This window comes from Pseudideonella sakaiensis, from assembly GCF_048320135.1.
Classification (GTDB): Bacteria; Pseudomonadota; Gammaproteobacteria; order Burkholderiales; family Burkholderiaceae_C; genus Ideonella_A; species Ideonella_A sakaiensis_A.
On record NZ_CP182947.1, the window covers coordinates 1,301,446 to 1,315,797 of the forward strand.

The following is a 14,352-nucleotide window of genomic DNA, read 5'->3' on the forward strand; positions in this document are numbered from 1 at the left end:
CGGCACGCGTCAACTCTCGCACCTCTACGCGGCAGGCGATTGCAACGCAAATTGCAGGCTTGCATCTGTACAAATATAATTGCCGCTCGCATGCCTTCCCAATCATCCGCAGCACGCAGCGTCGAGCCGACGCCCAGCACCGATCCGCATGGCGAATCGGCGGCCAGGGTGTTGCGGCAGTTCAGGCTCGTCTTCAACGCGATCAAGACCCACTTCCAGCAGGTCGAGAAACGCGCGGGTGTCGGCGGCGCGCAGGTCTGGGCCTTGAGTGTGATCCGGCAGACGCCGGGGATCGGCGTCAATGAACTGGCCCGCGCGATGGACGTTCGTCAACCGACCGCGAGCAATCTGGTCAGGACGCTCGTCGAGCAGGACCTGATCGACGTGCGCAAGGATGGCCGCGACCGCCGCGCGGTCCAGCTGCACCTGCGCCCGGGTGGCATGCGCGTGCTGCGACGGGCGCCGCAGCCGTTTTCCGGTGTGCTGCCGCAGGCGCTGGCCAGCCTCGATGCAGCAACGCTGCAGCGTCTCGAGGAGGACCTGTCACAGCTGATCGGCGCGCTCGGCGCCGATGCATCGGGTGCGAAGATCCCGCTCGGCAAGACCCTCGATTCGGCAGGACGCGACGCGAGTTCGGCTTACCTCGCCGAATAGATGATCTCGGCGCGGCGATTGCGCGCCCACACATCCTCGCCGCTGCCCTGCACTGCCGGTTTCTGTTCGCCCCAGCTGACGCTTTCGATCATCGATTCGCGCACACCGAGTGTGCTGAGCGTGCGCCGCACGGCATCGGCACGGCGCTGGCCAAGTGCCAAGTTGTATTCGGCGCTGCCGCGTTCGTCGGCGTGGCCTTCGATGCGCACCGGCGTATTCGGCACCGTCGCCAGGTAGCGGGCATGGCGGGACAGCAGGTCGGCATCGGACGGGCTGATCGTGTACTGGTCGAAGCCGAAATAGACGGTGCGCTCGGCCACCGGTGCGGCGGCCTCGTCTGCCCTGGCTGCGGCATTGCGCGCTGCTGCCGCAGCCCGCGCCGAGGCGTCGGCAGCCGACGGTGCTGGCGCTGCGCTGCGCGCAGGAGCCTGGGACATTGCCGTCTGCGAGTCGTATTTCATCTCTGGCGGCGTATTGGCGCATGCGCCCAGCAGAGAGGCAACGGCGAGGGCGGACAGGAGACGAAGTTTGTGCTGCATGGTTCCTCCTTGAGTTGAGCGCATTGTATGTTTGTATCTATTCAACACGTAAACGGGTTTGATGCGTTTGGCGCTGCAAGTTCCGCAGCGGCGGGCGGATCCCCCGCAAGCACCAGATGGACACCCGATCTGCGCGCCAGCGCCGGCTGCGATCGCAGCCCGTCGCGGACCGGATCGATCCCGCTGGCCAGGCATGGCTACCATTGCTGCACTGCCGACTGCGCCAACCGTGAGATCAGATGAAACTCGCCACCTGGAATATCAATTCTCTCGCCGTTCGCCTGCCCCAGGTGCTCGACTGGCTGGCCGCCCACCCGGTCGACGTGATCGGGCTGCAGGAAACCAAGCTGATCGACGACAAATTCCCGCAGGCTGAACTGGAAGCCGCCGGCTATCAGGTGCAGCGTTTCGGGCAGGCCACCTACAACGGGGTCGCGCTGCTGAGCCGCCAGTCCGCCAGCGATGTCGTGCGCAACCTGCCTGGCTTTGACGACCCTCAGGCCCGGGTGTTGACGGCAACGGTTGACGGCGTTCGCGTCATCAACGCCTATTTTCCAAACGGCCAGGCGCCCGACAGCCCGAAATTTGCCTACAAGATGGCCTGGCTCGATGCCTTGCGTGGCTTCGTCGCGGAGCAGCTGACCCACTATCCGCAATTGGTGCTGCTCGGCGACTTCAACATCGCGCCGGAAGACCGCGATGTCCATGACCCGGTCGCGTGGGCCGGCCAGATCCACTGCACCGCCGAGGAACGGCAGCATTTCGAGGGCCTGCTCGGCACCGGCCTGTGCGATGCCTTCCGCCTGTTCGAGCAGCCGCCAAAAAGCTGGAGCTGGTGGGATTACCGGATGCTCGCCTTCCGCAAGAACCAGGGGCTGCGCATCGACCACATCCTGGTCAGCCCGGCGCTGAAGCCGCGGGTGCGCAGCTGCACGATCGACAAGCTGCCGCGCAAGAACGAGCGGCCGAGTGACCACGCGCCGGTATGGGTCGAGATCGCTGACCAGTGAGCAACACCGCCGCCTGTCCTGGCGGCGGCAGCCGGCGCATCAGTCGTCGACGCCAAGTTCCTGGATCTTGCGGGTGATCGTATTGCGGCCGATGCCGAGTTTCTGCGCCGCTTCGATGCGCCTGCCACGCGTGATGTCGAGCGCGGTATGAATGAGCCGTGCCTCGAACTGCCGCGTCAAGGTATCCCAGACCGCCGGCACACCGCTTTGCAGCAGGCCGCGAGTCTCCCGTTCCAGGTCGTCGAGCCAGAATCCGGCCGGCGCGGCTGACGACGTGCCAGACGCACTGGCCGCACCGGCGGCCGTTGCCGCCGGTGCGGCTGCCGGATCGGCCGCGGCGGCCGGGTCGCCGGCAGATGGCGTCGATCCGGCAGCGCCATCCGCACCGGACGACTGGAATTCGAGGGGCAGATCCTTGCACTCGATGACCTGCGCCGGGGCCATCACCGTCAACCAGTGGCAGACATTCTCGAGTTGCCGCACGTTGCCCGGAAACTCGAACCGGGCCAGCCGCTGCAAGGCCTCGTCGGTGATGCGTTTCGCATCGACGCCGAGCTCGCGCGCGCTTTTCTGCAGGAAGAAGCGGGTCAGCGCCGGAATGTCTTCGCTGCGCTCGCGCAGCGCCGGCAGCCGCAGGCGGATCACGTTCAGCCGATGGAACAGGTCTTCGCGGAAGCTGCCCTGCGCGACCCGGTCTTCCAGATTCTGGTGGGTCGCCGCGATCACCCGCACATTGCTGCGCATCGGGTTGTGACCGCCGACCCGGTAGAACTGGCCGTCGCTGAGCACCCGCAGCAGCCGCGTCTGCAGGTCGAACGGCATGTCGCCGATCTCGTCGAGAAACAGTGTGCCCCCGTCGGCCTGCTCGAAGCGTCCGCGCCGCGTCGTCTGCGCACCGGTGAAGGCGCCGCGTTCATGACCGAACAGCTCGCTTTCGAGCAGGTCCTTCGGTATCGCCGCGGTATTGATCGCGATGAACGGCCCCGATGCGCGCGGGCTGTGCTTGTGCAGCGCATTGGCAACCAGTTCCTTGCCGGAGCCCGACTCGCCGGTGATCAGCACGGTGACGATGCTCTGGCTGAGGCGGCCGATCGCGCGGAAGACATCCTGCATCGCCGGCGCCTGGCCGAGCATCTCGGGCACCTGAGCCTGCGCCGGGTCGGCGGCCGCCTCGCGCATGCTTTCGTCGATTGCCCGTCGGATCAGCTCGACCGCCTTCGTCACGTCGAACGGCTTCGGCAGATATTCGAACGCGCCGCCCTGGAAGGCGCTGACCGCGCTGTCGAGGTCGGAATAGGCGGTCATGATGATGACCGGCAGCCCCGGCAGCCGCTCCTTGACCTTGGCGAGCAATTCGATGCCCGAGCCGCCGGGCATCCGGATATCGGAAACCAGCACCTGCGGCTCGTCGGCATCGAGCGCCGTCAGCACATCGCGCGGGTTCGTGAAACTGCGCACCGCCAGTTCCTCGCGGGCAAGTGCCTTCTCGAGCACGAAGCGGATGGATTGGTCGTCGTCAACGATCCAGATGGGTTTCATGCCTGCCCAATTGAAATGGTCCTGCCGTCTCCCACCGCACCGGCCCGGCCCGGTGCTCGAGCCGGCCTAAGGCAATGGAATGACGATCCTGAAAATTGTCCTGCCTGGTTCGCTTTCGCACTCGATCATGCCCTGGTGTTGGCCGACGAAGGTCTGCGCCAGGGTCAACCCCAGGCCCGATCCTCCGTCGCGTCCCGACACCAGCGGATAAAAGATGCGATCGCGAATCTCGTCCGGCACACCCGGCCCGTTGTCCTCGATATGCAATTCCAGTGCCAAGCGGTGGCGCTGCTTGCCGATCGTGATCTGGCGGGCGATCCGGGTACGCACCGTGATGCGCGCGCTGCCGGCGTCGATCTGGCCGCGCAGCGCATGCGTCGCGTTGTGGGCGATGTTCAGCACCGCCTGGATCAGCTGCTCGCGATCGCCGCGGAAATCGGGGATCGAGATGTCGTAATCGCGCTGGAAGTCGAGGCCGCGCGGAAATTCGGCCAGGATCAGCGAGCGCACCCGCTCGCAGACTTCATGGATGTTGACGTCGCTGACCACCTGCACCTTGCGGTGCGGCGCCAGCAGACGGTCGACCAGCGCCTGCAGCCGGTCGGCCTCGTTGATGATGACCTGCGTGAACTCGGTCAGCTCCTTCGATTGCACCTCCATCTCGAGCAGCTGCGCGGCGCCGCGAATGCCGCCGAGCGGATTCTTGATCTCGTGAGCGAGGTTGCGGATCAGCTCCTTGTTCGCCTGCAACTGGTCGAGCGAGCGTTCCTCGCGGTCCTGGCGGGTCTGCTGCTGCAGCTCGACGATCTCGACCACGACATTTGGCGAGTCGTCGATCTGGTTGACGATCACGTGAACCGGAATCTGGTCGGGATGGGATGGCTGCGGCAGCCGCAAATGGGCTTCCAGGCGGCTGGTCGAAAACCGGTTGCCGGCGACCGCGGCGACGGTGTCGCGCATCTGCGCCGCGTCGGCAAACCAGTCGAACAGGTTGGCGTTCTGCACGCTGCGGCGCGACAGACCGATCACCTGCTCGAATGCGGAGTTCGCGAAGATGCAGCGGCCTTGCGGGCTGGCGACGGCAACCATCGTCGCCAGCTGGTCGAATGCGGCATAAGCCGCGCTCAGCGGCGCATCCGCGTGACGGGTGAATGGCGAACGCAGCACCGCAATCGACTCGCGAATCACTGCGGCAGCTTTGCCAGCTCGCGCTTCAACGCAGCGATGTCATTTTCCTTGCGGGCGATCGCCATCTTCATCTCGGCGACCCGGTCGAGGTACTTCTGGTAGTTGCGTTCGTTGCCTTGGCGCTCGGGCTCGCCATTGTTGTATTCGCGTTGCATCTCGGCGAGCACCTGCTCGTCGCGGCGCAGTTCGGCGGCAAGGATGGCGCGCCGGTCGGTATCGCGGGCGCGCTGCTCGCTCGGCTCGACGCGTGCACTCGGCTCCGGCCGGCTGGTCGCCGACGGGCTGGCGGTCGATGGCACCGGTGTCGCTGCGCGGCGCGTCGGCGGCGTCGTCTGGATGATCGTGATCGGCGCGCCTTCGATCGTCCGGCAGCCACGCTCCTTCGCCTCCTTCTCGGAGATCGCATCGGTATACAGCACCGGGTTGCCGGGGCAGCGGTAGACGACGTTGCGCACCTGCTGGGCCTGGGCCGAAGCCACGACACCGAAGGCGAAGGCAGCCCACAAGCCGCCGCGCACCATCGACATGCCCAAGCCAGACCAGCAAACCATCGAATACCCCCGTTCCATGCTTCCTTTTGACGACCGCCATCAGCGGATGTTCCACGCGGATTGTCGCTGATCGGGCCTGCGATGCCAGGGCAAAAAAAAGGGACGGCGAGCGCCGTCCCTCTTGGCAGGCCGCAGCCTGTTACAGCATGTAGTACATGTCGAATTCGCACGGATGGGTGGTCATCCGGAAGCGCTGGACCTCCTGCATCTTCAGGTCGATGTAGGCATCGAGGTAGGTGTCGGTGAAAACGCCACCCTTGGTCAGGAACGAGCGACCCTTGTCGAGGTATTCGAGCGCCTGCTCGAGGCTCGAGCAGACGGTCGGGATCTTCGCGTCCTCTTCCGGCGGCAGGTGGTACAGGTCCTTGGTCGCCGCCTCGCCCGGATGGATCTTGTTCTCGACACCGTCGAGGCCAGCCATCAGCAACGCGGCGAAGCCGAGGTAGGGGTTCATCAGCGGATCCGGGAAACGCGCCTCGACGCGGCGGCCCTTCGGGTTCGCGACGTACGGGATGCGGATCGATGCCGAGCGGTTTTTCGCCGAGTAGGCCAGCTTGACCGGCGCCTCGAAGCCCGGCACCAGCCGCTTGTAGCTGTTGGTGCCCGGGTTGGTGATCGCATTCAGCGCCCGGGCGTGCTTGATGATGCCGCCGATGTAGAACAGCGCGAACTCCGACAGGCCGGCATAACCGTCACCGGCGAACAGGTTCTTGCCGTCCTTCCAGACCGACTGGTGCACGTGCATGCCGCTGCCGTTGTCGCCGACGATCGGCTTCGGCATGAAGGTCGCGGTCTTGCCGTAGGAGTGGGCGACGTTGTGGATCACATACTTTTGCAGCTGGACCCAGTCGGCGCGCTGCACCAGGCTGCTGAACCTGGTGCCGATCTCCATCTGGCCGGCGTTCGCGACCTCGTGGTGATGGACCTCGACCGGGATGCCGAGCGACTCGAGCACCAGGCACATTTCCGAGCGCAGGTCCTGGCCGCTGTCGACCGGCGGAACCGGGAAATAGCCGCCCTTGACGCCCGGACGGAAGCCGGAATTGCCGTGCTCGTAGTCCTTGCCGGTATTCCAGGCCGCCTCTTCGGATTCGATCTTGACGAAGCAGCCGGACATGTCGACCTGCCAGCGCACGTTGTCGAAGACGAAGAATTCGGGCTCCGGGCCGAAATAGGCGACATCGCCAAGGCCGGACGCCTTCATGTAGGCCTCGGCGCGCTTCGCCAGCGAACGCGGATCGCGTTCGTAGGGCTTGCCGTCGGCCGGGTCGACGACGTCGCAGGTCAGGATCAGTGTCGGCTCTTCGTAGAACGGGTCGATGTTCGCGGTGTTCGGATCGGGCATCAACTGCATGTCAGAGGCTTCGATGCCTTTCCAACCGGCGATCGACGAGCCATCGAAGGCATGACCGGAGGTGAACTTGTCTTCATCGAATGCAGAAACGGGCACGCTCACGTGCTGCTCCTTGCCGCGGGTGTCGGTAAAACGGAAATCAACGAACTTGATCTCGTTTTCCTTCACCATCTTCATCACGTCGGCAACGGTCTTGGCCATCAATTTCTCCTAGCGGATGCTTCTTGGGGTTGGTAATTAAAAGGGTCGAACACTTCAGCCGGGCAGCCCATGTGTTGGCGGGCTGCCCCGATTTGCAGTACCGGATGAATAGCAGAAAGCGTGCCCGGCCGACTCGCCCGGCCCAGGTGCGACCGGCGGATCACCTCCGCACCAATCATGTGCAAATACACCATTTTGGTGCAACAATGCGTCAGCGCACCAATTCAGGACCCAATTCTGCGCCATGCAGGCGCAAGCCCTGCAACAGTGCGCCGAATGCCTGTTCCAGCAACGGCTGCGCCGTGCCCTTGACGCCCATCTCGATGTGGCGCCCCCACTGCGGGTGGTCGACACTGGGCAGGCTGAACACCTTGATGCCGGCGTACTGCAATTCGATCGCCTCCATCAACGGCGTCAATGCCGCCTCCATCGCGCCGAAGACGATCACCGATTTCTCGATCGATCGTGGTCCGCCCGCGGCTGCCGCATAGTGGTGGTCGAGCACCCATTCGATCATCGGCCACGCCATCACCGGAAATCCCGGCAGAAAAAAGACACCGCCACCAAGCGGCTGGTCCGGCGCTGCGGCAGCAAAACGGATCGCAAACCCCGGGATCCGGTTGTAGGGGTTCGGGATGATCTCGGCGCCTTCCGGAAATACGCCCATGTTGAGCCGGTGCAGGTTGTCCGGCCGCTCGGCCTCGAACGGCTTGCCCTGCTCGGCGGCGACCTCGCGCATCCGCTCGATGATCAGTTCACGGGCCTGCGGGTGCAGCACCAGCTGGCGATCCAGTGCAGCGGCAGCGCACTGGCGGGTATGGTCGTCCGGCGTTGCGCCGATCCCGCCACAGGAAAAGATGACCGCGCCGTCGCGCGCGGCCGCAAAGGCATCGCGCAGATCGGCAGTGATGCGGTGCCGGTCGTCGCCGGCATAACGCGCCCACGACAAAGACAGGTTGCGCGCCTGCAGCAGTTCAACGACCTTCGGGAAATGCTTGTCGGCACGTTTGCCGGAGAGGATCTCGTCACCAATGATGATCAGGCCGATGTGCATGGAGTGTTTCCGTCGCGATCACGCGCTGCAAGACGGCCGAGGATAAGCCAGCGGCGTCGCGGCCGCCTGCTCAGGCGGCGGCCCGGTCGGCGCCGACCAGCCGCACCAGGCCGCGCCACTGCTGCGACCAGAATCCGCGCCCGTAGTCGCGGCCGCCGGATTCGGGCAGCTGGTCACGGATGCCGGTTGGCTCGTAGCGCGGGCCGAAATCGGCAGTCCTGAACAGCACATCCCAGATCGGGAACAGCACCGCAAAATTGTGGCCGCCGAGGCTGCCGGCACCGTGGGATTCGTGCCCGGCACCAATGCTGTGGTGGAAGCGATGGAAGCGCGGGCTGACGAGCAGCCGCTCGCCGATCAGGCCGAAGCTGATCCGCGCATTGGCATGCGAGAAGCTCTCGATCAGCTGCGTCAACGCAACCAGCGCGATGAATTGCCCCGGGGCGACGCCGATCAGCCGCGCCAGCAGCACGAAGGCGGCGTCGCGCAGCAGGTCGTCGAGCAGGTGGTTGCGGTTGTCGCTCCACATCGTCATCTGGCGCTGGCTGTGGTGCAGCGAATGCAGTGCCCACCACCAGCGCAGGCCATGCTGGCCGCGGTGCAGCCAGTAGTCGACGAAATCGAAAACCACCAGGTAGACGGCAAACGCAAACCAGGCCGTGTCGGTGACGCCGGGCAGCCACGGCGCCATCGCCGCATCGAGCTGGAAGCCGCTCCAACCGGCAACGCTCAGGCGGCCGAACAACATGTCCCACAGCGGATCGATGGAGAAGAACAGTGCCACCCGGAACAGGCCGAGGCGATGGATCAGCGTATAGACGATGTCGATGCGCACTGCATGGCGGTCGGTCACCGGCTCGACCGGGCGCAGCCGCTGCAGGCTGCCGAAGACGACGACCATCAGCAGCAGTTGCAGCAGCCCGACCAGCAGCCAGCCGGTCGCCTCGAAGCCGTCCTCCAGCAGGTTGCCCTGGCCGAGGCCGAACAGCACCGGCTGGACCAGCGATTCGAACAACCACTGCTGCGCGGCTGCGAAGCCGTTGGCGAAGCGGTTCAGGATCTCGTCGACCAACAGAACAATCCTTTGATCAGCGCTTCAGCCAGTCGCTGTAGCGCGGATGGTCGCGCAAGGTGGCAAAGCAGAACCCGCGCTCGCGCAGACCGACGATCAGCGGCTCGAGCACGGCCGGCGCCCAGACCTCCTCGCGCGACCAGATGCCGAGGTGGGCCAGCAGGATCTCGCCACTGCGGATATTGCGCAGCGCGCGGTTCAGCAGCATCTTGTTCGGATACTTGTCGCTCGGCAATTCATCGCCGAGAAAACCCGCGTCGGTCCAGGGCACATGTTCCCAGCCGCAGGATTTCGCCGCCGCAAGCAAGGCCGACGATGTCTTGCCGCCGGCCGCGCGGAAGATCGGCGCCATCTTCTTGCCGGTCATGTCCTCGAAGCGCGTTGCCGACTGCTGCAGCGATTCGCAATAGTCGGCCGCTGTCCAGCGCAGCGTCCGGCCGGCCTCGGGGCCGGCGGTCGGCCTGACCTTGAAGCCACCTTTGGTATCGCCGGCCCATACCGCATGGTCGAAGGTGTGCGATCCGAACAGATGGCCTTCGGCGGCGCGCGCGCGCCACCACGGCGCCCACTGGTCGTCGAGGCTTGCGCCACCGGTGCGGGTGCGCTCGTTGGCGAGGAAGAAGGTGGCCTTCAGACGGTGCCGTTGCAACACCTCGGCGACCAGCGGCGCAATCTCCATGTGGCCGGTATCGAAGGTCAGATAGACCGGCTTCTCGCCAGCCGCTCCGGTGCACGATGCGCTGCTTGCGCCGGCGGTCGCGGCCGAGGCCGAGACCCCGACCCAGCAGGCCAGTGCCGCCAGCAGCCGGCGACCGATTTTCAGTTCAGCGCGGCGCATGATCGAGTGTCCAGACGCCATGCGGCGAGCGGCCGACGCTGACCTGCCGCGTGACACGGCGGGTGGCGGTATCGATGAAGGTCAGCTTGCGTGCCCAGCGCGACGTCACCAGCAGCGTGCGGCCGTCAGCCAGCACGTCCATGCAGTCCGGCCCACCGGGGGCCGGGTAGGTGTCGACGACTGCCAGGCTGGTGAAGTCGATCTTGCTGATCGTATTGGCAACGCGGTTGCTGACGTAGACATGTTTCTGGTCGCCAGCGGCCCTGAAGGCGTGCGCACCGTCGCCGGTCTCGATGCGCTTGACCAGCTTCGGCGACGGCAGGCTGACGTCGTAGACCTCGACAAACCGGTCGCCGGTCAGTCCGACGAACAGCAACTTGTCGTCCGGCGTCAGAAAGACATCGGCCGGCATCTTGCCGATGCCGATCTTCCAGCGCAGTTTCTGGGTCGCCAGGTCGATGGCAACCAGTTCGTCACTGTCCTGCATCGTCGCGTAGACGACGCTGCTCTTGCGGTCGATCATCAGATGGCTCGGCGTCTTGCCGGTGGGGATGCGAGCCGCCAGTTTGAGCGGCGACGGCGCGCCAGCGCCATCCCAATGATAGATATCGACATGGTCGAGCCGGTTTGCCGCGGTGACAAACCATTTCATGTCCGGCGAAAAACGCAGGTGATAGGGGTCGATGATGCCGGTCACGACGCGCTGCACCGCCGCGGTGACCGGATCGATGAAGGTCAGCGAATCGCCCATCGCATTGGCGACGATCAGCGAACGTTCGTCAGGCGTCAGATACAGGTGATGCGGCTCCTTGCCGGTCGGGACGCGCTTGACCTCGGCAAAGCTGGTCGGATCGACGACGCTGATGCTGGCGTCGAGAGAATTCAGCACAAAGATCGGCCGGCCGGGCGAACGTGCGGCCGAAGCCGATGCCGAGGCCGCAACCGACGCAGTTGCCGCTGCCGTGGACGCCGCCGGCGCGGCGCTTGCCCGCGGCAATGGCGCCGAGGCGGCTCGCAGCGGCGCTGGGGCAGAGGCGGCCTTCGAGGCCGGCACTGCCGTTGGCACTGGCAACGGCGCCGATGCGGGATCCGCCACCGGCGACGCAACCGCCGCCGCACCGAATACGCAGGCCGCGGCGACCAAGGCCAGACGGCTTGTCGAACGACCAGCCCGGCACTGCAGCAACGGCTGAACAAGCTTTACAAACGACGCGCGCAAGACGGAACCTTCAGGGCAAACCGGCTAGTGTAGGGGTTTGCCCGACGCAACCACGATTCCCCTGGCAAATTGATCAGTCATCGTCGCCGCCCAGTACGCCGCCGAGCAGGCCGCCGGCGCCGAATCCGCCGAGCACCGAACCCTCGCCCTGCGAGCCGCCACGCTGCGGTGCGGCAGCAAAGATCCGCGAGGCCAGCCGCGAGAACGGCAGGCTTTGCAGCCAGACCTTGCCGGGGCCGGTGACCTTCGCAAAAAACAGCCCTTCGCCGCCGAACAGCGCAGTCTTGATCTTGCCGACGTACTGGATTTCGAAATTGACATCCGGCGTGAATGCGACGATGCAACCGGTGTCGATCATCAGCACTTCGCCAGCGCGCAGCTGGCGCTCCATCACGGTGCCGCCGGCGTGGACGAAGGCGAGGCCATTGCCATCGAGCCTCTGCATGATGAAACCTTCACCGCCGAAGAAGCCGACCGACAGCTTCTGCTGGAAGAAGATGCCCAGCGATACGCCGCGGGCGGCGCACAGGAAGGCGTCCTTCTGGCAGATCAGCGTGCCGCCGAGCTGCTCCAGGTCCATCGGCAGGATCTTGCCCGGATAAGGTGCGGCAAACGCCACTTTTGCCTTCTGCGACGACTGGTTCGTGTAGACCGTCGTGAACAGCGACTCACCGGTGATCAGCCGCTTGCCGGCGCCGAGCAGTTTGCCGAACAAGCCCTTCTGGTTCGCCGAACCATCGCCGAACACCGTGTCCAGCGTGACCCCCGCATCCATGTACATCATGCTGCCGGCTTCGCCGACAGCGGCTTCCTGCGGATCGAGCTCGACTTCGACGAACTGCATCTCCGAGCCCTTGATCTCGAAGTCGACAACGTCCATGGCCATCTGCAAATCTCCTCACTTTTACGCATCTATGGGGGATGGAATGCTAGCCTGAGCAGGCGCAGATTCGGTGTGATGCATACCAATCCCGCTCCGAATCATCCGCCGATGCGCCTGCTGCCCTGGTTGCTGGCGGCCTGTCTGTGGACCGTCCCGATGCCGACGGTCGCGCTGCCGGCCACCGATCCGCCGCCGCTGCTGCTCGCGAATGTGTTCGGGCCGCACATCGACGTGGGCCGCTACCTGGTCAGCGAAAAACTCGATGGCGTGCGCGCGGTCTGGGACGGCCAGACACTTCGTTTTCGCAGCGGCCGCATCGTGCCGGCCCCGCGCTGGTTCCTCGAGCGCTTGCCGCCGCACGCCCTCGACGGCGAATTGTGGCAGGGCCGCGGCCGCTTCGATGCGCTGTCGGCACTGGTTCGCAGTGGCGTTGCCGACGACGCCGCCTGGGCGAAGGTCCGTTACATGGTCTTCGAGCAGCCCGGCGGCCGCGGCAGCTTTGCCGACCGGGCGCGGCGGATCGAGCAGATCGTCGGCGAAGCCAACTGGCCCCAGTTGCAGGGGGTGCCGCAGCAGATGGTGGCCGACCGCGCGGCATTGCAGCGCCTGCTCGACAGCACCGTCGCGGCCGGCGGCGAAGGCCTGATGCTGCATCTGGCGGACGCGCCCTACAGCACCGGGCGCGGCGACGTGCTGGTCAAGATGAAACCGCAGTTCGACAGCGAGGCGGTCGTGATCGGGCATCGCCCGGGCCGCGGCAGGCTGGCCGGCTCGTTTGGCGCACTGCAACTGCAGACGCCCGACGGCCGCAGGTTCTGGCTCGGCAGCGGCTTCAGCGACGAGCAACGGCGCAACCCGCCGGCGCTCGGCAGCGTCGTCACCTACCGCTATCGGGATCTGACGGCCACCGGCCTGCCGCGGTTTGCGACTTTTGTCCGCCTGCACGAGACCTTCTGACACCGGTGCAATGCGCCGGGCGCCGCAGCCGCTCCGGTATCATGCCGGGCCACCAAACGACCGGCCTGCGCCCGTCGCCACCTCCCCACGCATTGCAGAAATCGGTCCCATGAGCAACAAAGTCGCCCTCATCACAGGCGTCACCGGCCAGGACGGCGCCTACCTCAGCGAACTGTTGCTGAGCAAAGGCTATTCGGTGCACGGCATCAAGCGGCGCTCGTCGCTGTTCAATACCGACCGCATCGACCACCTGTACCAGGATCCGCATGTCAACGACCAGCGCTTCACGCTGCACTATGGCGACCTGACCGATTCGACCAACCTGATCCGCATCATCCAGCAGGTGCAGCCGGACGAGATCTACAACCTCGCGGCGATGAGCCACGTCGCTGTCAGCTTCGAGACGCCGGAGTACACCGCCAATGCCGACGGCATCGGCACGCTGCGCATCCTCGAAGCGATCCGCATCCTCGGCCTCGAGAAGAAGACGCGCTTCTACCAGGCGAGCACCTCCGAGTTGTACGGCCTGGTGCAGGAGATCCCGCAGAAGGAAACGACGCCGTTCTACCCGCGCAGCCCGTATGCGGTGGCCAAGCTGTACGGCTACTGGATCACCGTCAACTACCGCGAGGCTTACGGGCTGTATGCCTGCAACGGCGTGTTGTTCAACCACGAGAGCCCGCTGCGCGGCGAAACCTTCGTGACCCGCAAGATCACCCGCGCAGTCGCGCGGATCGCGCTCGGCCTGCAGGACTGCCTGTACCTCGGCAACATGAGTGCGCTGCGCGACTGGGGCCACGCGAAGGACTACGTCGAGATGCAGTGGCTGATGCTGCAGCAGGAGCAGCCGGAAGATTTCGTGATTGCGACCGGCGTGCAATACAGCGTCCGCCAGTTTGTCGAATTCAGCGCGAAGGAACTCGGCATCTCGCTGGTCTTCAGCGGCGAAGGTGAAGCCGAAGTCGGCACGGTCGAGAAGGTCAGGCCGGTCAACGGTGAAGTGAAGGCCAAATGCAAGCCGGGCGACGTGATCGTCCGCGTCGATCCGCGTTATTACCGGCCAACCGAGGTCGAGACGCTGCTCGGCGACCCGAGCAAGGCCAAGCAGAAACTCGGCTGGGAGCCGAAGATCACGCTGCCGGAGCTGGTCAAGGAAATGGTCGAGGCCGATTACACGGCAGCGCGGCGCGACAGCCTGGTCAAGATGGCGGGGTTCCGGGCTTACGATTTCAATGAGTGACGGCGCTGCAGCGGTCTGAACGCCAAACGTCGCCCAGCGGCAACTGCCTATTG

General features: G+C 65.3%; 14 protein-coding genes. 4 read left to right on the forward strand and 10 right to left on the reverse strand.

All coding sequences use genetic code 11. The features are described 5' to 3' along the window. Positions 1–90 precede the first annotated feature (90 nt). On the forward strand, positions 91–654 hold the full coding sequence (locus ACNH6H_RS05785) for a MarR family winged helix-turn-helix transcriptional regulator (protein ID WP_418316389.1): 564 nt from the start codon (positions 91–93) through the stop codon (positions 652–654). On the opposite strand, the gene pal is transcribed toward ACNH6H_RS05785, so the two are convergent. Further along, complete coding sequence (pal, locus tag ACNH6H_RS05790; protein WP_418316391.1) at positions 639–1,091, reverse strand: peptidoglycan-associated lipoprotein Pal; 453 nt, start codon at positions 1,089–1,091, stop codon at positions 639–641. The two genes, ACNH6H_RS05785 and pal, sit on opposite strands and share 16 nt — an antisense overlap. Positions 1,092–1,432: 341 nt before the next feature. Here pal and ACNH6H_RS05795 point away from each other — a divergent pair, with 341 nt between their 5' ends. After that, complete coding sequence (locus tag ACNH6H_RS05795) at positions 1,433–2,203, forward strand: exodeoxyribonuclease III (protein WP_418316392.1); 771 nt, start codon at positions 1,433–1,435, stop codon at positions 2,201–2,203. Between the two features lie 39 nt (positions 2,204–2,242). Here the strand turns inward: ACNH6H_RS05795 and ntrC are convergent, their stop codons facing one another. From ntrC to ACNH6H_RS05840, 9 genes are all read right to left on the reverse strand, one after another. Continuing rightward, a complete protein-coding gene (gene ntrC, locus ACNH6H_RS05800) occupies positions 2,243–3,742 on the reverse strand; it encodes a nitrogen regulation protein NR(I) (RefSeq protein ID WP_418316394.1) in 1,500 nt (499 codons plus the stop codon). Between the two features lie 66 nt (positions 3,743–3,808). Further along, complete coding sequence (gene glnL, locus ACNH6H_RS05805) at positions 3,809–4,927, reverse strand: nitrogen regulation protein NR(II) (RefSeq protein WP_418321245.1); 1,119 nt, start codon at positions 4,925–4,927, stop codon at positions 3,809–3,811. Then, on the reverse strand, positions 4,927–5,457 hold the full coding sequence (locus ACNH6H_RS05810; RefSeq protein ID WP_418316396.1) for a hypothetical protein: 531 nt from the start codon (positions 5,455–5,457) through the stop codon (positions 4,927–4,929). Before ACNH6H_RS05810 ends, glnL begins: the two co-directional genes overlap by 1 nt. A gap of 163 nt (positions 5,458–5,620) precedes the next feature. Next, positions 5,621–7,036: a type I glutamate--ammonia ligase gene (glnA, locus tag ACNH6H_RS05815; RefSeq protein WP_418316397.1), complete on the reverse strand. Its 1,416-nt coding sequence runs from the start codon at positions 7,034–7,036 to the stop codon at positions 5,621–5,623. A 211-nt stretch (positions 7,037–7,247) separates the two neighbouring features. Next, complete coding sequence (locus tag ACNH6H_RS05820; RefSeq protein WP_418316399.1) at positions 7,248–8,090, reverse strand: competence/damage-inducible protein A; 843 nt, start codon at positions 8,088–8,090, stop codon at positions 7,248–7,250. A 70-nt stretch (positions 8,091–8,160) separates the two neighbouring features. Next, complete coding sequence (locus tag ACNH6H_RS05825) at positions 8,161–9,150, reverse strand: sterol desaturase family protein (RefSeq protein WP_418321246.1); 990 nt, start codon at positions 9,148–9,150, stop codon at positions 8,161–8,163. Between the two features lie 28 nt (positions 9,151–9,178). Next, on the reverse strand, positions 9,179–10,000 hold the full coding sequence (locus ACNH6H_RS05830; RefSeq protein ID WP_418316401.1) for a polysaccharide deacetylase family protein: 822 nt from the start codon (positions 9,998–10,000) through the stop codon (positions 9,179–9,181). Continuing rightward, positions 9,987–11,072 (reverse strand): YncE family protein, encoded by a 1,086-nt coding sequence (locus ACNH6H_RS05835; RefSeq protein WP_418316403.1) that lies wholly within the window; start codon positions 11,070–11,072, stop codon positions 9,987–9,989. The genes ACNH6H_RS05830 and ACNH6H_RS05835 overlap by 14 nt, the downstream gene beginning before the upstream one ends. Positions 11,073–11,292: 220 nt before the next feature. Next, complete coding sequence (locus tag ACNH6H_RS05840; RefSeq protein WP_418316405.1) at positions 11,293–12,105, reverse strand: TIGR00266 family protein; 813 nt, start codon at positions 12,103–12,105, stop codon at positions 11,293–11,295. A 105-nt stretch (positions 12,106–12,210) separates the two neighbouring features. Here ACNH6H_RS05840 and ACNH6H_RS05845 point away from each other — a divergent pair, with 105 nt between their 5' ends. Beyond that, entirely contained in the window at positions 12,211–13,059 is an 849-nt protein-coding gene (locus ACNH6H_RS05845; RefSeq protein ID WP_418316407.1) for a DNA ligase, read from the forward strand. 109 nt (positions 13,060–13,168) lie between these two features. Continuing rightward, positions 13,169–14,299 (forward strand): GDP-mannose 4,6-dehydratase, encoded by a 1,131-nt coding sequence (gene gmd, locus ACNH6H_RS05850; protein ID WP_418316409.1) that lies wholly within the window; start codon positions 13,169–13,171, stop codon positions 14,297–14,299. Positions 14,300–14,352 lie beyond the last annotated feature (53 nt).

What these genes read in the sequence shown, in the direction of transcription:
- ACNH6H_RS05785 (WP_418316389.1), top strand. Translation starts at nt 91, where the DNA reads ATGCCTTCCCAATCATCCGCAGCACGCAGCGTCGAGCCGACGCCCAGC.
- pal (WP_418316391.1), bottom strand. Translation starts at nt 1,091, where the DNA reads ATGTCCCAGGCTCCTGCGCGCAGCGCAGCGCCAGCACCGTCGGCTGCC.
- ACNH6H_RS05795 (WP_418316392.1), top strand. Translation starts at nt 1,433, where the DNA reads ATGAAACTCGCCACCTGGAATATCAATTCTCTCGCCGTTCGCCTGCCC.
- ntrC (WP_418316394.1), bottom strand. Translation starts at nt 3,742, where the DNA reads ATGAAACCCATCTGGATCGTTGACGACGACCAATCCATCCGCTTCGTG.
- ACNH6H_RS05810 (WP_418316396.1), bottom strand. Translation starts at nt 5,457, where the DNA reads ATGTCGATGGTGCGCGGCGGCTTGTGGGCTGCCTTCGCCTTCGGTGTC.
- glnA (WP_418316397.1), bottom strand. Translation starts at nt 7,036, where the DNA reads ATGGCCAAGACCGTTGCCGACGTGATGAAGATGGTGAAGGAAAACGAG.
- ACNH6H_RS05820 (WP_418316399.1), bottom strand. Translation starts at nt 8,090, where the DNA reads ATGCACATCGGCCTGATCATCATTGGTGACGAGATCCTCTCCGGCAAA.
- ACNH6H_RS05830 (WP_418316401.1), bottom strand. Translation starts at nt 10,000, where the DNA reads ATGCGCCGCGCTGAACTGAAAATCGGTCGCCGGCTGCTGGCGGCACTG.
- ACNH6H_RS05840 (WP_418316405.1), bottom strand. Translation starts at nt 12,105, where the DNA reads ATGGCCATGGACGTTGTCGACTTCGAGATCAAGGGCTCGGAGATGCAG.
- ACNH6H_RS05845 (WP_418316407.1), top strand. Translation starts at nt 12,211, where the DNA reads ATGCGCCTGCTGCCCTGGTTGCTGGCGGCCTGTCTGTGGACCGTCCCG.
- gmd (WP_418316409.1), top strand. Translation starts at nt 13,169, where the DNA reads ATGAGCAACAAAGTCGCCCTCATCACAGGCGTCACCGGCCAGGACGGC.